We start from the raw sequence: 22,025 nt of genomic DNA, 5'->3' as shown, positions 1-22,025 counted from the left end.
TTTTGCAGGAGCGGCAATCGCTGTCCCGGCAGGCATTCACGATGCGTGGGAGATCTCGTACACGAAGGCGGATACGAGCACGTCCGGTTCGCCTACCGCGAAAGCTCGGAATGGTGGGCTTTGCTCGATCATTCGCCATGTTCCATCCTGCGCCAATCTGGCAAACTCCCGCCCAAACCCGCCGCTGTCCAAGATCGAGCAGCGAACCGTGACAATGACGTGTCCGCCGATCCGGGTGATGCGGGCTAGCTCGTCCAGGCTAGAAGCAGGGGCGTGGCCTTCTGTGAAGACACCGGTGGAGTAGACAGCTCGAAAATGACCGTCCCGCCACGGCAGTTTCTTGCCGAGTTCCGCCTCCACCAAAGATGCGTAGGCGTCGCGTCGTTGCGCAACGCGCAACATGTCTGGCGAGAAATCCAGACCCTCGATGTCGGAGTAGCCCAGTGCCCTGAGGTAAGGACCAGTGAGGCCGGTGCCGCAACCGGCATCCAGCAAGGGGCCGGAGTCTGCCGGAACGTAGCGTGCCACCCATGCGGCGATGATGAAGGGCAAGCAATAACCATCGGCGGCAGTCTCGCGGTCATAATCGCTCGACCAGGCCTGATAGGCGTTTTGAAGTTCTGCCGAATTGTTGGCAGCGTAGACCTGATCAAGTGGTTTATCGGCCATAGTTTGCCTGGCTTCCCTTTCCAAGTTTGCGCTCAAGTCCTCTTAGCCCGAGCGAGAGCCCGACGGTCAGGATCAGATAGGCGTAGGCTACAATGGAATAGGTCTCGAAGAAGCGGAACGACCCGGCCGCATAGACTTTTCCCATCTGCGTTATATCTGCAACGCCCAGAACGGACACCAGCGAGGAATCCTTGATCATGGCGATGAAGTCATTGCCATAGGGCGGCAAGATGGTGCGAAAAGCCTGCGGCCAGATGATGTGGCGAAAGCGCCGGTAGCGCGAAAGTCCGAGAGCCTTCGCGGCCTCAACCTGGCCGATGTCGACAGACTGGATACCCGCGCGAAAAATCTCGGCAATAAAAGAGGAATAGGCGATGGTGAGCGCGATGATGGCCCGCCATAACAGGGAGAAATCGCGCACCTGCATGGGGTCGAGAAGGCCCAGTGCCTGGATGGGTTGCGTGATCCAGTTCCAGGCCATGACAAAGGCCGGTGCGCCGACAAAAGCGATCCAGAACAACAGAACAATGATTGGAATGCCGCGTACAATTTCGACGTAAAAGCGCGCCACCTGCCGCAGCCAGACCGAACCGGAGAGGCCCATCAGCGCGACCATCAGGCCAAGGAGCGAGGCTAGTGTATAGCCTACCAGCGTGACGAAGATGGTGACGCCGATGCCCTTGGCGATGATTGACAGAATTTGCGAATAAAGCCCGCTGGCTCCGATGGCGGCGGCGGAGCCGAGCGCGAAAACCCCGGCGGCGAGAAGCCACCAGGGGAAGTCGCCTTGTGCAGGATGCGGCGAGGGTGCCATCCGCTAGAAACAGGAAGAAAGCGCCAGCCCGAGCAGGCTGGCAAATGCGCAACGGTCGATCACTTTGCGGGCTTGTAGTCTACGAACCACTTTTGGGTAATCGCGGCGAAGGTACCGTCCGCCTTGAGCGCGGCAATGCCCGCGTTGATTTTGGCCACAAGATCGGAGCCCTTTGGAAAGATGAAGCCAAAGTCCTCGCTCTGCAGAGCTTCGCCGTGAAGTTTCAGCTTGCCATCCGACTGCGCGACAAGCGCCTTGCCGCCGGCGCTGTCGGTCAGAACGAGATCGACATCGCCACTTTGTAGTGCGGCCACCGATGCGGCAAAGGTCTCGAACAGTTTGATCCGCGGGTTCTGCTCGTTACCATCCAGCACTTCATATACGGCGACATAGAAGGGAGACGTGCCAGCTTGCGCGCCGACAAGCAGCTTCTCATCGGCACCAAAACTTTTGGGGTCGGTGAAGCGAGCCTCATCGGCGCGCATCAGCATGAAGATTTCTGAGCGCATGTAGGGGTCGGAGAAATCGACCTTTTCCTTGCGGTCGTCCTTTATGGTGATGCCCGTCATACCCATATCGTACTGCTTGTCTGAGACAGCCTGGATCATCGCGTCCCAGGATGTATTCTGGTATTTTATCGTGAAATTGAGCTTGGCCGAGAGCGCTTCCATCGCGTCATATTCCCAGCCCACCGGCTTGCCGCTGGCGGGGTCAACAAACTGTAGAGGGAAATAGGCGTTTTCAGTGACGACAACGATCTCTTTGCCGCCAAGGTCGGGTACAGTCTGTGCTTGTGCGGCGAAAGGCAGAGTTGCAAGCGCCAGCAGGCTCGCCAGCATCCATTTGATACGAAACATCACACGCTCCTACACGCCGCCGGAAGGTCCGGGACAAAGATAGACTTTTAGATGCTGGGACCGCGCATGCAAGCGCGCGGCCCTTCTTCACGACGAAAAGTCGCGGTCTTAATTGCCTTGAGCCGGGCTTCCGGTCAGCCGCCATTCGCGCACAGTGCGCTTGGTGGCGCCGATCGAATAGGCCAGTGGTATTTTGGGCGTTCCATCGGGCAATGCGAACATGTCCTTTCCGGCCTTCACAGCAAAGGGGAAATGCTGCCAGGAAACCGTATCGTGCTCGTTGAGAAAATCGAGCGCCAGGCCGGCCTTTATCAGCGCGTTGACGACATCGCTGATTGGATGGATCCATTCATAATAGCGCGAATGGGCGATGGGCCGCGTGTCGCCAGTGTAGGTGCGCTTTTCGTCCCAAGTGATCGGCCGCGTCACCGGTGTTCGCCAGTCATGCTCGACTTCCAGCTGGTCGCTCTTGCGGTTGCACTGGAACAGCAGAGGGTGGCCCTCGGCCATGTAAAGCCGTCCGCCGGGCTTAAGAAGCGAGGCCACCACGCGCGCCCAACGAAAAACGTCGTCCAACCAGTTCACCGAGCCCCAGGTGACATAGACGATGTCATAGGTTTGGGCCTCGAGCGCTTCGGTGGCGTCAAATAGCGAGGCCTCGACAAAGCGCACGTCAACGCCGGCTTTGGCAGCAAAATCGCGCCCGGCGGTGATTGCAGCATGGGAGAAGTCTAAACCCGTAACACTGGCGGCACCCATGTTCTTCAAGCTGATCGTATCCAGCCCGATATGGCATTGCAGGTGGATTATGTCCTTGCCTGTGATGTCGCCCAGCTCGCGCGTTTCAAGTTCGAAAAGGTTCGACCCGCCAGCCAAGACCTTCTCGATCTGGTAGCTTCCGGTCTTGTCGGTCGCATGAATTTCGGCACGGTCGTCCCAATTGAGACGGTTCACCGCTAGATAGTTTTCCACAGATATGCCCCCGCATTTCGCCTGGCATCTGCCAACATAGTAAACAGATGCTTAACGGCACATTGCCGTGCGAGAGCTTTGCGCGTCAATGGCGCAGCGCGACTAGTTTAATTTTGGGTTAACGCAAGGGAAGAGCTGGACCATCCGCCAAAACGAAAAAAGGCGGCCGAAGCCGCCTTTTCGAAGTTCAAAATGGTAAAAAAGGCTATTCGGCCTTCTCGGTCTCGGCAGCAGTCTTTTCGGCCTCGGCCGCAGCTTCTGCAGCCGCCTTTGCTTCGGCAGCTTCCTGCGCGGCCTTCTCGGCAGCCAGTGCTTCGGCTGCAGCGATCTTTTCAGCTTCGATGCGGGCCTTTTCGGCATGCAGCGCATCGCGCTCGGCATCATTCAGCTTACGCGCACGTACGCCGGTGTTTTCCGAAATACGGGCCGATTTGCCGCGACGATCACGCAGGTAATAGAGTTTGGCGCGACGTACCTTGCCGCGGCGGACGATCTCGACGCCCTCGACCATGGGCGAGTAGACCGGGAAAACACGTTCCACGCCTTCGCCGTAGGAGATTTTGCGAACGGTAAAGTTTTCCTGGAAGCCGGCACCGGCGCGGGCGATCACAACGCCCTCATAGGCCTGGACGCGGGTACGCGTGCCTTCGGTGACGCGCACCAAGACGCGAACCGTATCGCCTGGCTGGAATTCCGGCAGCTTGCGCTTGGCTTCAATCTTGGCGGCCTGTTCGGCCTCGAGTTCACGGATGATATCCATGGCACAGTCCTTCTTGCTTCTCGACAGCCAGAGCGCCCGCGCTTGCCTTGCAGTTCATGACCGCTTGACTATGCCTTGATGTGGCAGGGGCGAATTCACCGTACTTATTGACGGGTCCGGTCGATTGATCTTCCGGTTAGGGCGCGCACATACACGCTTCCCGCGTGCTTGTCACGCATCCGGGAGCATTTTTCTCACCACGTGGACCAGCCAAAAGTCAGCCTTGCTTCTCCAGGCGACCTTGCCACGCGGTACGGCGCTTTCTAAGCCAGAGCAAGCTGTGTTGCAAACGCCGGGATACCCATGTCGCCATTTGAAGTCGTGCTTCTCTTTTCTGCCGGTTTTTTGTCAAGTGCGGTCAACGCGGTGGCCGGCGGTGGAACGTTTCTCACCTTCGGCGCAATGTCGCTGATTGGCATCCCGCCTATTTCGGCCAATGCGACCTCGTCGGTGACGCAGTTTCCCGGCTATGTCACCTCGACCCTCGCCTATTGGTCGGATATCAAGACTTTCTGGCGCAGTGCGCTGTGGCTAGCTGCGATCTCGGCAGTGGGTGCCGTGATCGGATCGTTGATCCTGCTGGCGCTCGATAATCCGTCATTCCGGGTCATGGTTCCCTGGCTGCTTCTTGGCGCAACCACACTCTTTGCTGCGGGCCCATGGCTCAAGCCAAAGCCGCGCGAGGGTGGCGAGCCGGTCAGTTCTGCAACGGGGACCATCGCGCAGTTCGTGACTTCGATTTATGGCGGTTTTTTCGGTGCCGGAATGGGCGTGATGATGCTGGCGAGTCTCGGGCTGACCCAAGCGGGTGACTATCATCGCCTCAATGCGCTGAAAAACCTTCTTGCCACGGTGATCGCGGCTATTGCCATCGTGATCTTTGTTGGCGGTGGGGTTGTCGCCTGGCTGCCGGCCATGATCATGATCCCCGGCGGCGCGATGGGTGGTTATGCCGGCGTCTGGATCGCCAAGCGCGTGCCGCAGATCGCGGTGCGAATCTTCGTGATCGCTACCGGTATTTTTCTGGCCATTTATTACTTCTGGACGGCCTGACCAAGCAGATCAGGGCGCCGCTCGGTCGTTGTCCGTTCAGCCTCTGCGCGTCGCCAGGCGGCGATTTTGGCGTGGTTGCCTGAAGTCAGGACCTCGGGGATCGCAAGACCCTCAAACTCCTGCGGCCTTGTATAGTGCGGGTGTTCGAGAAGCCCGCCCTCGAAACTTTCCTCGGTGCCGGAAGCCTCATTGCCCATGACGCCCGGCAACAGCCTGACAACGGCATCGAGCAGAACATGTGCTGCCACTTCGCCACCCGAGAGAATATAGTCGCCGACCGAGATTTCCTCGAGCTGGCGCGCATCGATCACTCTCTGGTCGACACCCTCAAATCGACCACACAAGACCACAGCGCCCGGGCCTGCTGCGAGGTCGCGCACCCGCCGTTGGGTCAGCGGTTTGCCGCGCGGGCTCATCAGGATGCGAGGCCGGGTATCATTTTGGGGTGAAGCAGCGTCGATCGCACGGGCCAAAATGTCAGCGCGCATCACCATGCCAGCGCCACCGCCAGCAGGGGTGTCATCAACCGTGCGGTGGCGGTCCGTGGCGAAGTCGCGGATCTGTGTTGCTTCAAGCGACCATAAGCCCGCCTCCAGCGCTTTTCCTGCCAACGAGATGCCCAGCGTGCCGGGAAACATTTCCGGATAGAGCGTCAGGACAGTGGCTCGAAAGCTCAAACCCGCCCCTCCTCTTCCTGGTTCTCAGGCATGTCGTCATCGTCTGGGCTGTCCAGCAGTCCCGCCGCAGCCGGTTCAACGCGCAGGTATCCCGCGTTGATCGCGACTTCAGGAATTGCCGCCCGGGTGAATGGGATCATCAGTGTTGGTCCGCGCGCAACGGCGACCTCAAGAATGTCGCCACCACCAAAATTCTGCACGGATTGGACCTTGCCGATGATTCCACCCAAATCGTCGCGAACTTCGAGGCCTACCAGGTCGGCGTGGTAAAACTCTTCTTCGTCCTCGGCCTCAGGCAAGGACGACCGATCGATGAAAAGCTCGGTGCCGGTCAGCGTTTCTGCGAGGTTGCGGTCGCTAACATTCTTGAAGCGTACGACAACGACATCTTTTTGTGGCCGGATCGCCGCGATCTCGAAGGCGCGACCGTCCCGAGTATAAAGCGGGCCGTAATCACCCAGCGCCAGTGGGTCGGCGGTGAACGCTTTCACCCGCAACTCGCCCTTGATGCCGTGGGCAGCACCGATGATGGCCATCTGTACCGGATTTTGCAGCTTATTGTTTTTCTGTTCCATCGCCCGTCTCTAGATCGGCGGCCCGCGCAATTCAATCGGCGTGGTCTTCACGCCGTGCTAACTTCGATCAGTCAGCATGCTGGTCGAGTGTGATGATGGACGAACAATGCAGGAATTCCTGATCCCCGCCCGGCAAGATTTGTTGGATGCGCGCGCCGCATGGCTGAAAATGCTGGGAAGCGAGCGGCGGCTCGCAGCGCTGACACTTGACGCCTATGAGCGTGACACGCGGCAGTTCTTTCAGTTTCTCACCGGCCATTGCGGCGGGGCGCCGGGGCTTGCCGACATCAGCGACCTGCGCACGGCGGATCTGAGAGCCTATCTGGCCTATCGTCGTACCAACGGTGCTGGCGCACGTACCCTTGGCCGGGGTCTTGCGGTCATCCGCTCGCTGTTGCGTTTCCTGGAGCGGCGCGGGCTCGCCAATGCAGCAGGTGCAATTGCGCTTCGAGCGCCCAAGCAGCCAAAATCACTGCCCAAGCCGCTGAATGCGATGGATGCCAGACGCGTGGTGTCGAGTGGAGAGCAATTGGCGGAAGAACCGTGGATCGCCGCACGCGATGCTGCCGTTCTCACTCTGCTTTACGGGTCCGGGTTGCGCATTTCCGAGGCGCTTGGTCTGACCGGAGCGGACCTTGGCAGCGCGCGCGACACGGTGTTGCGGATTACAGGCAAAGGCGGCAAGACAAGGCTTGTCCCGGTGCTGCCGGTTGCCCTCGATGCTGTCGCAGAATACCGCCGTTTGTGCCCGTTTCATATCGAAGCTGGCGCAATCTTGTTTCGCGGAGCACGGGGTGGGGCACTTCAGCCGGCGATCATCCAGCGCGCCATGAAAAAAATGCGCTCGGCGCTCAATCTGCCGGAGACGGCTACACCGCACGCGTTGCGTCATTCCTTTGCCACGCACCTTCTCGGGCGGGGCGGCGATCTGCGCACCATCCAGGAACTGCTTGGCCATACCAGCCTTTCGACGACCCAGATTTATACAGGCGTCGATACCGCAAGGCTGTTGGAAATCTACCAGACTGCGCATCCGCGCGCTTGACGCAGGTGGCTTCGTGGGGGGCATTAGTGAATTTGCCGTATGTAAGGCTTTAGAGTGCCGTTATGAAAAACCTTCCTGACAGAGCAGATCGCGCCAGCGTCGTTTCGATGGGGCTGCTTTGCGCGCTCAACCTGATCTTTCTCGCACTGTTTCTCATTACGCTTTTTGTGGTGATCGCGCCCGCCCGCGCAGAAGTGTCCGCCTGCCGTGGCACCGACATGATTGCGCAGATGGAGAAAACGGACCCCGAGGCCCTGGCTCGCATTCGAAATGAGGCTCGGGACACATTGAATGGGCAGGGGCTGCTGTGGAAGATTGAGAAGAATGGAGCCGTTTCGTACCTTTTCGGCACGATGCATGTCAGCGATCCGCGCGTCACCGACGTTTCTTCCGCAACCCAGGCGGCTTTTGACGGTGCCGCAATTCTCGTCGTTGAGAGCACTGACGCACTCGACGCCTCGAAATTGAATTCGGTGCTTTTGCAGCACCCGGAACTCACCATGTTTACGGACGGCACCACATTGAGATCGCTGCTGCCGGCGTCGGAGGTTGCGGTGGTTGAACGCGCGCTCGATGCGCGCGGTATCCCGCTGGCAAGCGTGAGCAAGATGAAGCCCTGGATGCTTTCGGCCATGCTGGCGTTGTCAGCTTGTGAACTCGATCGACAGGCGGGCGGTTCACCTGTGCTGGACAAGAAGCTGGCGACAGATGCGCAAGCGCAAGGCAAGACGATCGAGGGACTGGAGACAGCACTCAGCCAGTTGCAGGCAATGGCGTCGCTTCCCATGGAGCTTCACGTCAAGGGCCTGATTGACTCGCTGAAGCTGGGTGACCGGATGGACGACGTGACCGAAACGATGGTCGTTCTCTACACCAAAGGGGCGACCGGGACCTTCTGGCCGTTTATGAAAGCGACGGTGCCCGATGCGGATGTCGAAGGCTTCAAGCTGTTCGAAGAAACGATGGTCAACGCCCGAAATAGGGTGATGGTCGACAATGCGATACCCATACTCGACCGCAGCAATGCCTTCCTAGCCATTGGCGCGTTGCACCTTCCCGGACCGGACGGCCTCATCGAATTGCTGCGCAAAAGGGGCTATTTCGTTACCCCTGCAGGTTAACTCATGGGGATTTGAAACCGTTTCGCGTTTCGCGCGTTGTTCTGACACCGAAACAACGGAGAATACCGTAATGGCCAACCAAGTTCGCGATACGGATCCGCGCGATCCCTCCATCACCCCAAATCGCCCGGTCGGCGCTGACCCGGTAAACCCTGCCTATCCTTCGGCAACAGACCGGCGCGGGGCTGACAACCGCACGATCGTGCAGAGTTCGTCGGGAGGAAGCACCGGCATTTTGATAGCCGCAGTCGTCGTCGTTCTGGCGCTGATCGCTTATTTCATGTTTGCTGGAAACAATCCGAATACAGTTGAAGGCTCAACGCCGCCCGCAACGACAAGCGAGCCAGCAGCTACCGCTCCTGCCGAGCCTGCAACACCGCCTGCCGCGACTGCCCCAGCTGATACGACAGCTCCGGCGCCTGATGCTGCCGCACCTGCTGCTCCTGAGCCAGCTGCACCAGCTCCTGATGCGACTGCTCCTGCTGAGCCTGCTCCGGCACCGGCCAACTAATTAAGACGAGTATGCGTAAATCTGAGTATGACGGCCCGCTTTTAGCGGGCCGTTTTTTTGTTGTCAGATATGGATTGCTTTGTCGAAGGTTGCGAGTGCAGCTTCCTTCACCGCCTCGGACATAGTTGGGTGTGCATGGCAGGTCCGGGCCAGATCTTCCGATGATCCACCAAACTCCATCAGCACCGCGGCCTCGTGGATCATCTCGCCGGCGCCAAAACCGACAATGTGAACACCGAGCACGCGATCACTCGCCTTGTCAGCCAGAATTTTTACGAAGCCATCCGTGTGAGCCATGGCGCGGGCGCGACCGTTTGCGGTGAATGGGAATTTGCCCGCCTTGTATTCCACGCCGGCCTTTTTCAACTCCTCTTCGGTCTTACCGACCGATGCCACTTCAGGACTGGTGTAGACGACGCCCGGAATGACATCGTAGTTCACATGACCTGCTTGGCCGGCAAGCGTTTCGGCCACCGCAACACCTTCGTCCTCGGCTTTGTGAGCCAACATTGGCCCGGCGATGACATCGCCAATAGCAAAGATACCCTTCACATTGGTCGACCAGTGTTTGTCGGTTTTGACGCGACCGCGTTCATCGAGTTCAACGCCGGCTTCTTCCAGGCCGAGCCCTTCCGTGTAGGGTTTGCGTCCGGTTGCAACCAGCACGACATCGGCATCGAGGGTCTGGGCGTCGCCGCCTTTTGCGGGCTCGAACGTGACCGCTGCGCCTTTGCCTGCCTTTGCCACGCCTGTGACCTTGGCGCCAAGCTTGAATTCAAAGCCCTGCTTGCCCAAAAGCCGCTGGAACTGCTTTGCCACGTCGGCGTCCATGCCCCCCAGTATCGTATCGAGATACTCGACGACCGTGACCTTGGTGCCGAGTCGCGCCCAGACTGAACCAAGCTCGAGTCCGATGACGCCGCCGCCCACCACGATCATGGTGGCGGGTACTTTGGCCAGATCGAGTGCCCCGGTGGACGAGACAATGGTCTTTTCGTCAAAGTCAACTTCAACGCCCGGGATAGCTGATACCTGTGAGCCCGTGGCGATCACGATGTTTTTGGTCTCGACTTCCTGCGCCTTGCCGTCGTCCCCGGTGACTGAAACCTTGCCCGCGGCCAAAATCTTGCCAACGCCGCGAAGCACGTCGATCTTGTTCTTCTTCATCAGGAAATCGAGCCCTTTGGTGTTCTGCTCCACCGTCTGGGTCTTGTGTGCCATCATCTGTTTTAGATTGAGCTTTGGCGTCCCCACCTCGACACCCAGCGCGGCGAAAGAATGGCCAGCCTCGGCAAACATTTCGGAAGCATGCAGCAGAGCCTTCGAGGGAATGCAGCCAACATTGACGCAGGTGCCACCATGGGTCGGGAGCTTTTCGACCACGGCCGTCTTGAGACCGAGCTGGGAAGCCTTGATGGCGCAGACATATCCACCAGGCCCGGTACCGATCACTACTACATCATAGCTCATTGCAGAAAATCCTTTGGTCAGGGCGGTCAACGACCGCCGCTTACATTCATAACAGACCCTGTTGCGTATGAGGCCTCATCAGAGAGGAACCATAATACGGCATGGGCAATTTCTTCTGCGGTGCCGGCCCGCTTCATGGGCACAAATTCGCGCATTGCCTCGACACGGTGGGGCTGTCCGCCCGACGCGTGAATTTCGGTATCGATAATTCCGGGGCTGACCGCGTTGACCCGGATCCCCTCGGTCGCCACTTCTTTGGAAAGACCGATCGTAAAAGCGTTGATAGCGCCCTTGGAGGCTGCATAGTCGACATATTCGCCCGATCCACCCAGCGTGGCAGCGATGGAGGAGAGATTGACGATGGCACCGCCCTGGCCACCATGTCGCGTCGACATCCGCTTGACTGCCTCGCGGGCGCAGAGCAGAGAGCCGACGATGTTGATGCGCATCATCCGCTCAATCCGCGCCGCACTCATTTCGTCGATTCGCGCCTTGCGATCGACCACGCCGGCATTGTTGACGAGCGCGTCCAGCCTGCCCCATTTGCGATCGATCGCCTCGAATATCGCGAGCACATCTGGTTCAGAGCCGACATCGCCGCGTACGGCGAATGCGGTGCCGCCCGCGCTCTCAATGTCCTCGACCAGCGATTTTGCTGCCGCGTCGTTTTCCGCATAGTTGACCGCAACGCGATATCCGCGGGCAGCGCCGATCCTGCAGATCGCGGCTCCGATGCCGCGCCCGCCTCCGGTTACCAAAAGTGTTTTCCCGGGGTCGCTCATTCTTGGCACCCACTCAAGGCAAAAACATCAAAAGGCAGCTTTGACAGCCCGTTCAAGCCAAAGACCGGAGATGTGCGCAGCGCGTAGGCCAAATCAGGAAAAACAAGCTGCTCGGCAGCCGGCTCGCCCTCACGCGGGAGGAGTGCCACAGTGCCCTTAGCGTTGGCCGTGTAGATAACACCCTGCCAAATCGTGCAGGCTGCGAGTTCTTCGCCGGTGACATCGCCTTCAGGGCACTTGTGCATCAAAATGCCGTTCGGGCGAGCGATCTCATCACTCCAGAGAACGACGCCATCGAGCACAACATCTTTTTCCAGAAGCATGCGGAAGGTGTTGGTGGTTGTTGCCGATTCCAGCGTAGGGGTAAAGTTGATCTCGGCACCACCATCACGGTCGGCGTAGACCGCGAGTTCCATGTTGCACGCGGCGCGCATCGGTTGCGTGGCAACCAGTGCGACTGTGATGGCAAGAACGCTTTTTGCAAGCATGGTCATGCATGCCCTTCCTGACGCAGTAAACAAGGCCACTGCGCACAGTACGAGTGTTTAAAGGTCGAGCACGAGGCGCTCGGGATCTTCCAGGCTTTCCTTGACGCGCACGAGGAAGGTCACAGCCTCTTTGCCGTCGACGATGCGATGATCATAAGACAGCGCCAGATACATCATGGGGCGAACGACGATCTCTCCGCCGACAACCACCGGCCGCTCCTGGATCTTGTGCATGCCAAGAATACCCGATTGCGGTGCGTTGAGGATGGGCGTCGACATCAGCGAACCGTAGACGCCGCCATTCGAGATCGTGAAAGTGCCGCCCTGCATGTCGGCAACTGTCAGCTTGCCGTCGCGGGCCGAAAGTCCCAAGCGACCGATTTCCTTCTCGATTTCGGCGATCGACATCTGGTCCGCCTCGCGCACCACGGGCACCACGAGGCCCTTTTCCGTGCCGACAGCCACGCCGATATGGGCATAGTTCTTGTAGATGATGTCGGTGCCGTCGATCTCGGCGTTAACGGTCGGAATTTCCTTCAACGCGTGCGTTACCGCCTTGGTGAAGAAACCCATGAAGCCAAGCTTCACGCCGTGCTTCTTTTCGAACACGTCCTTATATTTTGTGCGCAGATCCATCACGGCCTTCATGTCCACCTCATTGAAGGTGGTCAGCATGGCCGCATTGGACTGCGCTTCCTTGAGACGCCGCGCGATGGTCTGGCGCAGTTTGGTCATCCGGACGCGCTCTTCGCGGCCTTCATCATTTTGCGAGGACGGCGCGCGGACGGCTGCTGGTGCCGATGGCTTCTCGGGAGAAGAAAAACCCTTGGAGACGGCGTCGATGACGTCCCCTTTCAGCACCTGGCCACGCTTGCCCGTGCCGGACACCTGATCGGCAGACACCTTGTTCTCCTCAAGCATCTTGGCTGCGGCGGGGGCCGGCGACATGTCGGTCTTGCCGGATGGCTTGCGCTCTTCCACCGGCGGTTCGCCAGCAATCTTGGACGTCTTTTCGGCAGCATCCTTGCCGGTGTCAGATCCGCTTTCGTCGCTGGCCTGCGCCACGGCGTCCGGCTTGCTGTCCTTGGCAGGGGCGGCTTTGGCTCCCCCCTCACCAATTGTCCCCAGCAGGGCGTCGAGGCCAACAGCCTCGCCTTCCTTGGCGGTGATTTCAGTCAGCGTTCCAGCCGCTGGGGCGGGCACTTCCACTGTCACCTTGTCGGTTTCAAGCTCAACCAACGGTTCATCGGCGACAATGGCGTCGCCGACCTTCTTGAACCATTTGCCGATTGTTGCCTCGCTGACCGATTCGCCGAGGGTGGGAACGCGGATTTCAGTGGCCATTTGGTTTTTCCGTCCGTTTCTGTCGTGTGGTTTATTCGCCGAGCGCGTCGTCGAGAAATGCTTGTAGCTGTGCGAGATGTTTCGACATCAGCCCGGTCGCCGGCGAAGCAGCCGCTGGCCGTCCGGTGTACCGCACGCGTTGATGTTTGGCGTCTATATGAGCCAGTACCCATTCCAGGTAAGGGTCGATGAACGCCCAAGCGCCCATATTTTTAGGCTCTTCTTGGCACCACACCATTTCGGCGTTGCGGAACCGTGAAAGTTCCGTGATCAGCGCTTTGGCAGGGAAGGGGTACAGTTGCTCGACGCGCAACAGATAGATGTCGTCGATTCCGCGCTTCTCGCGCTCCTCATAAAGATCGTAGTAGACCTTGCCCGAGCACAGCACGACCCGGCGCATTTTAGAGTCTTTGGCCAGCTTGATGGGCTGGTCGGCCAAAAGCTGGGCGTCGTCCCAGAGCAGGCGATGGAACGAGCTTTCGCCCGAAAAATCGGCCAGCGTAGACACAGCCCGTTTGTGGCGCAGAAGCGATTTTGGCGTCATCAGGATCAGCGGCTTGCGGAAGTCACGCTTGAGCTGACGGCGCAGCGAGTGGAAATAGTTCGCCGGCGTTGTCGGATAGACAACCTGCATATTGTCTTCGGCGCAAAGCTGGAGGAATCGCTCCAGCCGCGCAGAAGAATGCTCGGGCCCCTGGCCTTCATAACCATGTGGCAACAGGCAGACGAGGCCCGACATGCGCAACCATTTGCGCTCGCCCGACGAGATGAACTGGTCAAACACGACCTGCGCACCGTTGGCAAAGTCACCGAACTGGGCTTCCCACAAGGTCAGGGCATTAGGCTCGGCCAGCGAGTAACCGTATTCGAAGCCCAACACGGCCTCTTCAGAGAGCATCGAGTTGACGACCTCGTAATTGGCCTGGGCCGGCGACAGATTGTTGAGCGGAATATAGCGGCGCTCGTCATTTTGATCGTAGAGCACCGAGTGGCGCTGGGAGAAGGTACCGCGCTCGGAATCCTGGCCTGACAGGCGAACCGGGTTGCCCTCGCTCAGGATAGAGCCGAACGCGAGCGCTTCGCCCGTTGACCAGTCTATGCCTTCGCCGGTCTCGATCATCTTGCGACGCGTTGCGAGGAAGCGGCCGATTGTCTTATGTGCCTCGAAGTCCGAGGGGACCTCAGTCAGCTTTTTGCCGATGTCCTTCAGGGTCTTCACTGGAACAGCTGTCTTGCCGCGCCGCTGTTCATCCTGGTTATCGGCAGTGCGCAGTCCTGACCACGCGCCGTCCAGCCAGTCCGCCTTGTTGGGCTTGTACTGCTGCCCAACTTCCCATTCTGTCTCCAGATGAGCGCGCCAGTCCGCTTTCATTTTTTCATGTTCTTCGGTGCTTAGCAGGCCCTCGGCAATCAGCTTTTCAGCATAGATCTGCCCGGTCGAGCGATGCTTGCGGATGTTGCGATACATGATCGGCTGGGTGAACGCTGGCTCGTCGCCTTCGTTATGGCCGAAGCGGCGGTAGCAGAACATGTCCACTACGACCGGCTTATGGAAGATCATGCGGAATTCAGTCGCGACTTTTGCCGCATATACCACTGCTTCGGGGTCATCGCCATTAACGTGGAAAATCGGCGCCTCAATCATCTTGGCGACATCGGAAGGGTAGGGCGAAGAACGCGAGAAGCGCGGGTTTGTGGTGAATCCGATCTGGTTGTTGATAATGAAATGCAGCGTCCCGCCAACACGATGGCCGCGCAGACCCGATAGTCCCAGAATCTCCGCAATGACGCCCTGGCCCGCAAAGGCGGCATCACCATGCAACAGCAGCGGCAACACCTTGGCGCGCTCTTCCTGCGGCACCTGTTCCTCGCGCTTGCGTCCGAAAATCTGGTCTTGCTTGGCACGGGCCTTGCCCATGACGACAGGATCGACAATTTCGAGATGCGAGGGGTTGGCTGTCAGAGACAGATGGACCTTGTTGCCATCAAACTCGCGGTCGGAGGAGGCGCCGAGATGATATTTCACATCGCCTGAACCCTCCACGTCGTCGGGCGCGTAGGAGCCGCCCTTGAATTCGTGGAAGATGGCGCGGTGCGGTTTGGCCATCACCTGGCTCAGCACGTTAAGACGGCCGCGGTGGGCCATGCCTAACACGATCTCCTTCAGGCCCATCGACCCGCCGCGCTTGATGATCTGCTCGAGTGCGGGGATGAGAGCCTCGCCTCCGTCCAGACCAAAACGCTTGGTACCTTTGTATTTTACATCGATAAACTGCTCGAAGCCTTCAGCCTCGACCAGTTTTTGCAGGATGGCTCGCTTGCCGTTCGGGGTGAATGTAAAACCCTTGTCAGGCCCTTCGATGCGCTCCTGCACCCAAGCTTTTTCCTTGGGGTCAGAAATATGCATGAACTCGACGCCGAGCGTCGAGCAATAAGTGCGCTTTAAGATCTCCAGCATGTCGCGGATGGTGGCGTATTCAAGCCCCAGCACGTTGTCGATAAAGATCTGACGGTCGTAGTCCTCTGCCGTGAAGCCATAGGCTTCAGGGGACAGCTCATTGTAATCCTCAAGCGGCTTGGCGAGGCCGAGAGGGTCGAGATCGGCATGCAGATGGCCGCGCATTCGGTAGGCGCGGATCATCATAATGGCACGCACAGAGTCGCGGGTGGCGCGCAGAACATCCGCATCGGAGATCGCGGCAGAGCCACCGGCGGAAGCCTTCTCCTTCACCTTCTTTTCAAGGTGCTTTTCGACCGCTCCCCAATCGCCATCGAGCGCGGAAACCAGTTCGCCATTGGCGATCTGGGGCCAGTGCGGCTTCGTCCAGGAGGCGCCCTCCGCATTTTTGCGGACATCAGACGCTTCGTCCTGAAGCGAGCCGAAAAACTCTTGCCACTCGGCCGCTACGGACGACGGGTTATCCTTGTAGCGGGCATAGAGGTCCTCGATGTAGTCAGCATTGCCGCCATAGAGGAATGAGGTGAGGGAAAACTGGTCGTTGGCCTGATCTTGCCGTGCCATTGTCTTTTCCGGAGCGTCTCGCTCCGTCTCCTTGCAGAGCCAATAGTGGGTAGCCAATAGCGAATAGCGCATCTCGCGGACGGGTCCGCCTGCACCTGCTTCTCTATTCGCTACACTCTACTCGCAACTCTCTTTTCAACCCTTGATCGCCTCAACCAGCGTCGTACCGAGACGTGCTGGCGAGGGCGAAACTTTTATTCCGGCGGCTTCCATGGCTGCGATCTTGTCTTCTGCGCCGCCCTTGCCGCCGGAAATTACTGCGCCTGCGTGGCCCATGGTGCGACCTTCCGGTGCGGTACGCCCTGCTATGAAGCCCGCCATCGGCTTTTTGCGGCCGCGCTTGGCCTCATCACGGATGAACTGTGCCGCATCCTCCTCGGCCGAACCGCCAATTTCGCCGATCATGATGATCGATTTTGTCTCGTCGTCGGCGAGGAACATTTCGAGCATGTCGATGAACTCGGTGCCCTTGACCGGGTCACCGCCGATGCCGACAGCCGTGGTCTGGCCAAGGCCGGCATTGGTTGTCTGGAACACGGCCTCATAGGTAAGGGTTCCCGAGCGCGATACAACGCCGACCGAACCCTTGCGGAAGATATTCCCGGGCATGATGCCGATCTTGCACTCGTCCGGCGTGAGAACGCCGGGGCAGTTCGGTCCGATCAGACGCGATGCTGATTTGTCCAGCCTTGCCTTCACCTTGACCATGTCCATCACCGGAATACCTTCGGTGATACAAACGATCAACGGGATTTCCGCGTCGATGGCTTCGATAATCGCGGCTGCGGCACCCGCCGGTGGAACATAGATCACCGAGGCGTTTGCGCCGGTCCTATCTTTGCCTTCGGCCACGGTGGAATAGATCGGCAGGTTTTCGCCCTTCGATCCACTCCAAGTCTCCCCTCCTTTTTTGGGATGGATTCCGCCGACCATCTGCGTGCCGTGATAGGCAAGTGCCTGCTCGGTGTGGAAGGTGCCGGTCTTGCCGGTCAGGCCCTGAACCAGGACCTTGGTGTTCTTGTCGATGAGAATAGACATGAAGCTCCTAAAGCCGCTTTAAATCGGTAACGGTGAGTTGGCTTTCAGCATTATCTTCCGATGCGGCATCATCAGCCCTTCACCGCTCGGACAATCTTCTGGGCGGCATCGTCGAGATCGTCTGCGGACACAACATTCAGGCCGCTCTCATTGATGATCTTCTTGCCGAGTTCCGCATTGGTGCCCTCGAGGCGCACAACCAGCGGCACCTCCAGTCCGACATCCTTGACGGCTGCGATGACGCCTTCGGCGATGATGTCGCAGCGCATGATGCCGCCAAAAATATTGACCAGAATGCCTTTGACGGCAGGATCGGCGGTTATGATCTTGAACGCCGCGGTGACCTTTTCCTTGGTCGCACCGCCACCTACGTCGAGGAAGTTGGCAGGTTCCGCGCCATAAAGCTTGATGATGTCCATGGTTGCCATGGCAAGACCGGCGCCGTTGACCATGCAGCCGATGTTGCCATCAAGCGCGACATAAGCGAGGTCGAACTTGGAAGCCTCGATCTCCTTGGCGTCTTCTTCGGAGAGATCGCGCAGTTCGGCCAGTTCGGGATGACGGAACATGGCGTTGCCGTCGAACGAGACCTTCGCGTCGAGGACGCGCAGATGGCCATTTGTCATGACAATCAGAGGATTAACCTCCAAAAGGCTCATATCTGTTTCGACGAATGCCTTGTAGAGCTTCGGAAATACCGACTTTGCGTCTTCAGCGGCTGCGCCCGAGAGACCGTAGGCCTTGCTAAGTGCTGCGACGTCGGCGTCTGTCACGCCTGCTTCCGGGTCGATCGGGTGGGTAACGATTTTTTCCGGCGTGTCGTGAGCGACCGCTTCGATGTCCATGCCGCCCTCGGTCGATACCACGAAAGCCAGTTGACCAACGGTGCGATCCACGAGGATGGAGAGATAGAGTTCGCGGTCAATGTCGGCGCCATCTTCAATGTAGAGGCGGTTGACCTGCTTGCCGGCCGGGCCGGTCTGCTTGGTTACCAAAGTGCGACCGAGCATTTCCTTGGCATCAGAAACGACATCTTCGACCGTCTTTGCGAGGCGAACGCCGCCCTTCGCGTCGGCGCTTAGCCCGTTGAACTTGCCTTTGCCGCGGCCGCCGGCATGGATCTGGCTCTTGACCACATAAAGCGGGCCGGGAAGCGCCCTGGCGGCAGCCTCTGCCTCTTCCGGCTTGAAGATCGCGACACCTTCGGCGACCGGTAGTCCGTAAGACTTCAGGAGCTGCTTGCCCTGATACTCATGAATGTTCATGGAGGCAGGCCTTCCTACTTTTTCGAAAGATTGGGGGCGATGGCAACGCAGGCCTCGCACAGAGTGGCAACCGCGCTGACGGAGCTGTCAAACATCTTCTGTTCGGCACTGTTGAGGTCGATTTCAATCACACGCTCGACGCCGCCGGCACCGATAACAACCGGGACGCCGACATACATGTTCTTGACGCCATACTGGCCGGACAAATGCGCCGCGCAGGGCAGCACACGCTTCTTGTCCTTGAGGTAGGCCTCTGCCATCTGGATTGCGGAAGCAGCGGGCGCATAATAGGCCGAACCGGTCTTCAACAGACCCACGATCTCGGCGCCGCCCTCACGGGTGCGCTGCACGATCTGATCGAGCTTTTCTTTGGTGGTCCAGCCCATCTTGATCAGGTCTGGAAGCGGAATGCCGGCGACCGTGGAATAACGCGTCAGCGGAACCATGGAATCGCCATGGCCGCCCAGCACAAAAGCGGTGACATCCTCTACCGACACCTTGAATTCCTCCGCCAGGAAATAGCGGAAGCGCGCACTGTCGAGCACGCCGGCCATGCCGACAATGTGGCTCTTTGGCAGTCCGGAGAACTTTTGCAGGGCCCAAACCATCGCATCGAGGGGGTTGGTGATGCAGATGACAAAAGCGTTTGGCGCGTATTTCTTGAGACCGGCGCCGACCTGCTCCATGACCTTGAGGTTGATGCCGATCAGATCGTCGCGGCTCATACCCGGCTTGCGAGGGACGCCAGCGGTGACGATGCAGACATCAGCACCCTCAATGGCAGAATAGTCGTTGGCGCCCGTGTAGCGGGTGTCAAAGCCTTCGACCGGCGAAGATTGCGCGATATCGAGGCCTTTGCCCTGCGGGATGCCTTCTGCGATGTCGAACATGACGACATCGCCAAGTTCCTTGAGGCCAATCAGGTGGGCGAGTGTACCGCCGATCATACCGGAGCCGATGAGAGCAATCTTGCTGCGTGCCATGGTAGATAGTTTCCCTTTATCTGTGACCGGACAATGACGGCGCCGGGAGCGTGCGATTAGGCCAGAATGCAACAGGGAGTTGGCCAGAAATTTCGTCGTTGGGTTAGCGCTATAGCCGCAGAAATTCAACCGATAAATTTTGGGTCAAGGATTTCAATCGGTTAGACCATCAGGGATTTACGTAAAAGTAAAAGTTTTTATCGTTGCCGTCACACAATTCCGCATCAGACCTGCGGCTGGTCGATCTTCTTGTGATGCGTATCCCATGCATCAAGCCAGTCCTTGCTCTGCATTTCCTTGAGCCGCGACACCGTCCGGTCGAATTCGAACGCTTCCGTTGTTCCGTTGCGACCTTCGTACAACAGTTCAGGCACGACATCGGCACTCATGATGAGGCGCATAGAACGGTCGTAAACCGTATCGATCAGCAGGATAAAGCGTTTGGTAGCGCTGCGTCGGGTCTCATCGAGCACCGGAACGGCATCGATCATCAGTGTTGCAAAGCGATCAGCGATGGCGAGAAAGTCGCGGGCCCCGTGCGGTTGTTCACAAAGCGCAGCGAATGAAAACCGGGCCGCTTTGCCGGCCGCCATCGGCACCTGGATCTTGCGCCCCTTGAGTGTGATCTCGGTAGCTGCGGCTGGGACACCCTTCGCTATTGCATCCCAAGCCGCGTTCATCTGAAGGTCGGTTTCGGTGCCGAGTGGGGTCAGGTAGACCGGTACGTGGTTGAACTTATCCAGGCGGTAGTCGCGTCCGGCGTTGATTGTCAGCACCTCGGTCTGGCGTGACAGAAGCGTGATAAAGGGCAAAAAGAGTTGTCGGTTCAGCCCATCTCGATAGAGATCGTCGGGCGCAACGTTCGAGGTGGCAACCAACACGACACCGTGGCTGAACAAAGCCGAAAAGAGCCGTGACAGGATCATTGCGTCAGCTATATCGGTGACCGAAAATTCGTCGAAGCAGACAACCCAGGCCTCGTCAGCCATAAGTTTGGCGACCGGAGGGATCGGATCGTCCTCTTTGGTGGTTCCATCCTTGCGGGCCTGGCGCTGTTTTTGAATACGGTCGTGGACGTCGCTCATGAAGGCGTTGAAATGCACCCGGCGCTTACGTCGAACGGGCACCAGCTCAAAGAACATGTCCATCAGCATGGTCTTGCCGCGGCCAACGCCGCCATGGATGTAGAGCCCCTTGACCGGCGCCAGCGCGGTTCTTTTGGCAAACAGCCAGCCGAGAGAGCTCGATTTGCGGGCAATGCGCTTGTTGCAGATTTCGTCGATCACGCGGTCCAGCGCCGCGGCAACGTCGCGCTGCGCAGCATCGTCGGAGACTGCGCCGGTCTGGGTCAGATGCCGGTATCGCTGCAAGACGGTGGAATGTGTCTGAATGCCCTCACGCAGATGCATCGTTCACCCGGTCAGCCGGTTACACCTGTTCGATCAGCGGCTGAGCGAAATCGGTACGCCGCTTGCAGTTTGTCCGTCGAATTTTTCTGGCCCGGTAGCGTAAAGCCGTGCGAGTACGCTGCCATTGGTATCATGCAGCGTCAGTTGCTTGCCGGCCACGTTCCACGATTTGATTCCATCCATCGGTGCAGGGCAATGCAGCGGCCCGGCGCGGAAACCCGCACCGAATTTGGTTTGCGGTGTCGCCACCTTGCAGCTCTGACCCGCCACCGAGGCGGTCCAGACGCCAGCCACGCTGCCGGCCGAAAGATCCGGAGCGGTTGCGAGCGGTTCCGTCACAGCGGGCGTTGCGGAAGCGACCTGCTGGGGAGCAGTCGGAAACTGAGAAGGATCCTGCGTCTGCGGTGACGCAGGAGGTGGCAGCTGGCTACCTGTCACTCTTCCAGTGGGGGCTGCCGCAAGCGGCGCCGGTCGGCTGCTGGTCGTGTCTAACGATGTCATGCGTTCACTCTGACACCCGGCGACAGCCAACGACATCAGCGCCGCGACCATCAAACCCGTTTTCGAAAAATTCATACCGACCTCCGTGGCCGCACTTTGCGTGCAGCCGGATACTTTCAAGCCATAAAATTGGCCATGTTGGGCCCATTTCAACCTTGTATGGTTAAAATACGGTTTCTTGCCGATTTTGTGTCATTTGCGCAACAGCGCTTATCCGCGCAGGGTGTGGTTCGAATGTCCTGCGACCGGCCCAAATCGAAATAGATAAGACTAGTATCCTTTGAAGCGCTGGAACCGGAGTAGGAAAGTGACCGAAAGGCTGTCCCGACATGTCGGGAGAAGCTCAAGCAGGGGCTTGATGCGCAAGGGATTACAGTGGAACGTTTCAGGCAACTGCTGCCGGCGAACGGCGGGATATCCCAGCGTGCTAAAGTTTGGAACGTGAACTCGCCTTCGGACGTTGTACCCAACGGCGCATGCCGATGGAGGGACAACCTATGATAAAATGGATTCTTATTCTGCTCGTGGTCGCTGCAGTAGCCAGTCTTCTTGGCTTTGGCCGTCTCGCAGGAGCGGCTGCAACGGGAGCGCAGGTGCTCATCGGTATTGTTCTGGTGCTGTTCCTGTTGATGATTTTCGGGGTTTTTGTGATTACCTGATCGCCAGGCG

Annotated in this window: 22 protein-coding genes; 5 read left to right on the top strand and 17 right to left on the bottom strand. The window is 58.7% G+C overall.

Translation table 11 applies throughout. The features are described 5' to 3' along the window. Nucleotides 1–36 precede the first annotated feature (36 nt). The 5 genes from GA830_RS04275 to rplS form a co-directional block, all read right to left on the bottom strand. Entirely contained in the window at nt 37–669 is a 633-nt protein-coding gene (locus GA830_RS04275) for a class I SAM-dependent DNA methyltransferase (RefSeq protein ID WP_195163870.1), read from the bottom strand. Beyond that, nucleotides 659–1,483 (bottom strand): amino acid ABC transporter permease, encoded by an 825-nt coding sequence (locus GA830_RS04270; protein WP_195163869.1) that lies wholly within the window; start codon nt 1,481–1,483, stop codon nt 659–661. Before GA830_RS04270 ends, GA830_RS04275 begins: the two co-directional genes overlap by 11 nt. Nucleotides 1,484–1,542: 59 nt before the next feature. Further along, on the bottom strand, nt 1,543–2,340 hold the full coding sequence (locus GA830_RS04265) for a transporter substrate-binding domain-containing protein (protein WP_195163868.1): 798 nt from the start codon (nt 2,338–2,340) through the stop codon (nt 1,543–1,545). 108 nt (nt 2,341–2,448) lie between these two features. After that, the gene (locus GA830_RS04260; protein ID WP_258045556.1) at nt 2,449–3,294 is read right to left on the bottom strand and encodes a class I SAM-dependent methyltransferase; all 846 of its coding nucleotides are present in this window, start codon (nt 3,292–3,294) and stop codon (nt 2,449–2,451) included. Between the two features lie 223 nt (nt 3,295–3,517). Next, complete coding sequence (gene rplS / locus GA830_RS04255; RefSeq protein ID WP_195163866.1) at nt 3,518–4,072, bottom strand: 50S ribosomal protein L19; 555 nt, start codon at nt 4,070–4,072, stop codon at nt 3,518–3,520. Nucleotides 4,073–4,375: 303 nt separating this feature from the next. Between rplS and GA830_RS04250 the strand changes: the two genes are divergently transcribed. Beyond that, complete coding sequence (locus GA830_RS04250) at nt 4,376–5,125, top strand: sulfite exporter TauE/SafE family protein (protein WP_195163865.1); 750 nt, start codon at nt 4,376–4,378, stop codon at nt 5,123–5,125. Here the strand turns inward: GA830_RS04250 and trmD are convergent. Beyond that, nucleotides 5,107–5,802 (bottom strand): tRNA (guanosine(37)-N1)-methyltransferase TrmD, encoded by a 696-nt coding sequence (gene trmD, locus GA830_RS04245; RefSeq protein WP_195163864.1) that lies wholly within the window; start codon nt 5,800–5,802, stop codon nt 5,107–5,109. The genes GA830_RS04250 and trmD overlap by 19 nt on opposite strands. After that, nucleotides 5,799–6,377, bottom strand: coding sequence for a ribosome maturation factor RimM (gene rimM, locus GA830_RS04240; RefSeq protein WP_195163863.1), 579 nt, complete (start codon nt 6,375–6,377; stop codon nt 5,799–5,801). Before rimM ends, trmD begins: the two co-directional genes overlap by 4 nt. A gap of 106 nt (nt 6,378–6,483) precedes the next feature. On the opposite strand from rimM, the gene GA830_RS04235 reads away from it, so the two are divergent. From GA830_RS04235 to GA830_RS04225, 3 genes are all read left to right on the top strand, one after another. Continuing rightward, on the top strand, nt 6,484–7,422 hold the full coding sequence (locus tag GA830_RS04235) for a tyrosine recombinase XerC (protein ID WP_195163862.1): 939 nt from the start codon (nt 6,484–6,486) through the stop codon (nt 7,420–7,422). 62 nt (nt 7,423–7,484) lie between these two features. Continuing rightward, complete coding sequence (locus GA830_RS04230) at nt 7,485–8,543, top strand: TraB/GumN family protein (protein WP_195163861.1); 1,059 nt, start codon at nt 7,485–7,487, stop codon at nt 8,541–8,543. A 70-nt stretch (nt 8,544–8,613) separates the two neighbouring features. Next, complete coding sequence (locus GA830_RS04225) at nt 8,614–9,054, top strand: hypothetical protein (protein ID WP_195163860.1); 441 nt, start codon at nt 8,614–8,616, stop codon at nt 9,052–9,054. Between the two features lie 63 nt (nt 9,055–9,117). On the opposite strand, the gene lpdA is transcribed toward GA830_RS04225, so the two are convergent. The 10 genes from lpdA to GA830_RS04175 form a co-directional block, all read right to left on the bottom strand. Continuing rightward, the gene (gene lpdA, locus GA830_RS04220) at nt 9,118–10,524 is read right to left on the bottom strand and encodes a dihydrolipoyl dehydrogenase (RefSeq protein ID WP_195163859.1); all 1,407 of its coding nucleotides are present in this window, start codon (nt 10,522–10,524) and stop codon (nt 9,118–9,120) included. A 26-nt stretch (nt 10,525–10,550) separates the two neighbouring features. Further along, on the bottom strand, nt 10,551–11,306 hold the full coding sequence (locus tag GA830_RS04215) for an SDR family oxidoreductase (RefSeq protein ID WP_195163858.1): 756 nt from the start codon (nt 11,304–11,306) through the stop codon (nt 10,551–10,553). Next, complete coding sequence (locus tag GA830_RS04210) at nt 11,303–11,794, bottom strand: hypothetical protein (RefSeq protein ID WP_195164759.1); 492 nt, start codon at nt 11,792–11,794, stop codon at nt 11,303–11,305. The genes GA830_RS04215 and GA830_RS04210 overlap by 4 nt, the downstream gene beginning before the upstream one ends. Nucleotides 11,795–11,851: 57 nt before the next feature. Then, complete coding sequence (odhB, locus tag GA830_RS04205; protein WP_195163857.1) at nt 11,852–13,138, bottom strand: 2-oxoglutarate dehydrogenase complex dihydrolipoyllysine-residue succinyltransferase; 1,287 nt, start codon at nt 13,136–13,138, stop codon at nt 11,852–11,854. A 31-nt stretch (nt 13,139–13,169) separates the two neighbouring features. Continuing rightward, nucleotides 13,170–16,160, bottom strand: coding sequence for a 2-oxoglutarate dehydrogenase E1 component (locus tag GA830_RS04200; RefSeq protein WP_195163856.1), 2,991 nt, complete (start codon nt 16,158–16,160; stop codon nt 13,170–13,172). Between the two features lie 135 nt (nt 16,161–16,295). Further along, nucleotides 16,296–17,198: a succinate--CoA ligase subunit alpha gene (sucD, locus tag GA830_RS04195; RefSeq protein ID WP_195163855.1), complete on the bottom strand. Its 903-nt coding sequence runs from the start codon at nt 17,196–17,198 to the stop codon at nt 16,296–16,298. A gap of 71 nt (nt 17,199–17,269) precedes the next feature. Beyond that, nucleotides 17,270–18,463 (bottom strand): ADP-forming succinate--CoA ligase subunit beta, encoded by a 1,194-nt coding sequence (gene sucC / locus GA830_RS04190; RefSeq protein ID WP_195163854.1) that lies wholly within the window; start codon nt 18,461–18,463, stop codon nt 17,270–17,272. A gap of 14 nt (nt 18,464–18,477) precedes the next feature. Beyond that, nucleotides 18,478–19,446: a malate dehydrogenase gene (mdh, locus tag GA830_RS04185; RefSeq protein WP_195163853.1), complete on the bottom strand. Its 969-nt coding sequence runs from the start codon at nt 19,444–19,446 to the stop codon at nt 18,478–18,480. 224 nt (nt 19,447–19,670) lie between these two features. Continuing rightward, the gene (gene zapE, locus GA830_RS04180) at nt 19,671–20,855 is read right to left on the bottom strand and encodes a cell division protein ZapE (RefSeq protein WP_195163852.1); all 1,185 of its coding nucleotides are present in this window, start codon (nt 20,853–20,855) and stop codon (nt 19,671–19,673) included. 33 nt (nt 20,856–20,888) lie between these two features. Next, nucleotides 20,889–21,431: an AprI/Inh family metalloprotease inhibitor gene (locus tag GA830_RS04175; RefSeq protein ID WP_195163851.1), complete on the bottom strand. Its 543-nt coding sequence runs from the start codon at nt 21,429–21,431 to the stop codon at nt 20,889–20,891. A gap of 422 nt (nt 21,432–21,853) precedes the next feature. Here GA830_RS04175 and GA830_RS04170 point away from each other — a divergent pair, with 422 nt between their 5' ends. Then, nucleotides 21,854–22,015, top strand: a complete 162-nt coding sequence (locus GA830_RS04170) for a DUF1328 domain-containing protein (protein ID WP_195163850.1) — start codon at nt 21,854–21,856, stop codon at nt 22,013–22,015. Nucleotides 22,016–22,025: the final 10 nt, after the last annotated feature.

It is taken from the genome of Mesorhizobium sp. NBSH29 (genome assembly GCF_015500055.1).
In the GTDB taxonomy this organism is placed as follows: domain Bacteria; phylum Pseudomonadota; class Alphaproteobacteria; order Rhizobiales; family Rhizobiaceae; genus Neomesorhizobium.
Note: the sequence above shows the minus strand (reverse complement) of the source record. Positions and strands in the feature narration are given on the sequence as shown.

Coding starts and splice junctions, on each gene's coding strand:
- GA830_RS04225 (WP_195163860.1), top strand. CDS start 8,614: ATGGCCAACCAAGTTCGCGATACGGATCCGCGCGATCCCTCCATCACC.
- odhB (WP_195163857.1), bottom strand. CDS start 13,138: ATGGCCACTGAAATCCGCGTTCCCACCCTCGGCGAATCGGTCAGCGAG.
- GA830_RS04230 (WP_195163861.1), top strand. CDS start 7,485: ATGAAAAACCTTCCTGACAGAGCAGATCGCGCCAGCGTCGTTTCGATG.
- rimM (WP_195163863.1), bottom strand. CDS start 6,377: ATGGAACAGAAAAACAATAAGCTGCAAAATCCGGTACAGATGGCCATC.
- GA830_RS04175 (WP_195163851.1), bottom strand. CDS start 21,431: ATGAATTTTTCGAAAACGGGTTTGATGGTCGCGGCGCTGATGTCGTTG.
- mdh (WP_195163853.1), bottom strand. CDS start 19,446: ATGGCACGCAGCAAGATTGCTCTCATCGGCTCCGGTATGATCGGCGGT.
- GA830_RS04170 (WP_195163850.1), top strand. CDS start 21,854: ATGATAAAATGGATTCTTATTCTGCTCGTGGTCGCTGCAGTAGCCAGT.
- GA830_RS04270 (WP_195163869.1), bottom strand. CDS start 1,483: ATGGCACCCTCGCCGCATCCTGCACAAGGCGACTTCCCCTGGTGGCTT.
- GA830_RS04215 (WP_195163858.1), bottom strand. CDS start 11,306: ATGAGCGACCCCGGGAAAACACTTTTGGTAACCGGAGGCGGGCGCGGC.
- GA830_RS04265 (WP_195163868.1), bottom strand. CDS start 2,340: ATGTTTCGTATCAAATGGATGCTGGCGAGCCTGCTGGCGCTTGCAACT.
- zapE (WP_195163852.1), bottom strand. CDS start 20,855: ATGCATCTGCGTGAGGGCATTCAGACACATTCCACCGTCTTGCAGCGA.
- GA830_RS04235 (WP_195163862.1), top strand. CDS start 6,484: ATGCAGGAATTCCTGATCCCCGCCCGGCAAGATTTGTTGGATGCGCGC.
- GA830_RS04210 (WP_195164759.1), bottom strand. CDS start 11,794: ATGCTTGCAAAAAGCGTTCTTGCCATCACAGTCGCACTGGTTGCCACG.
- GA830_RS04200 (WP_195163856.1), bottom strand. CDS start 16,160: ATGGCACGGCAAGATCAGGCCAACGACCAGTTTTCCCTCACCTCATTC.
- sucD (WP_195163855.1), bottom strand. CDS start 17,198: ATGTCTATTCTCATCGACAAGAACACCAAGGTCCTGGTTCAGGGCCTG.
- rplS (WP_195163866.1), bottom strand. CDS start 4,072: ATGGATATCATCCGTGAACTCGAGGCCGAACAGGCCGCCAAGATTGAA.
- GA830_RS04275 (WP_195163870.1), bottom strand. CDS start 669: ATGGCCGATAAACCACTTGATCAGGTCTACGCTGCCAACAATTCGGCA.
- lpdA (WP_195163859.1), bottom strand. CDS start 10,524: ATGAGCTATGATGTAGTAGTGATCGGTACCGGGCCTGGTGGATATGTC.
- sucC (WP_195163854.1), bottom strand. CDS start 18,463: ATGAACATTCATGAGTATCAGGGCAAGCAGCTCCTGAAGTCTTACGGA.
- GA830_RS04250 (WP_195163865.1), top strand. CDS start 4,376: ATGTCGCCATTTGAAGTCGTGCTTCTCTTTTCTGCCGGTTTTTTGTCA.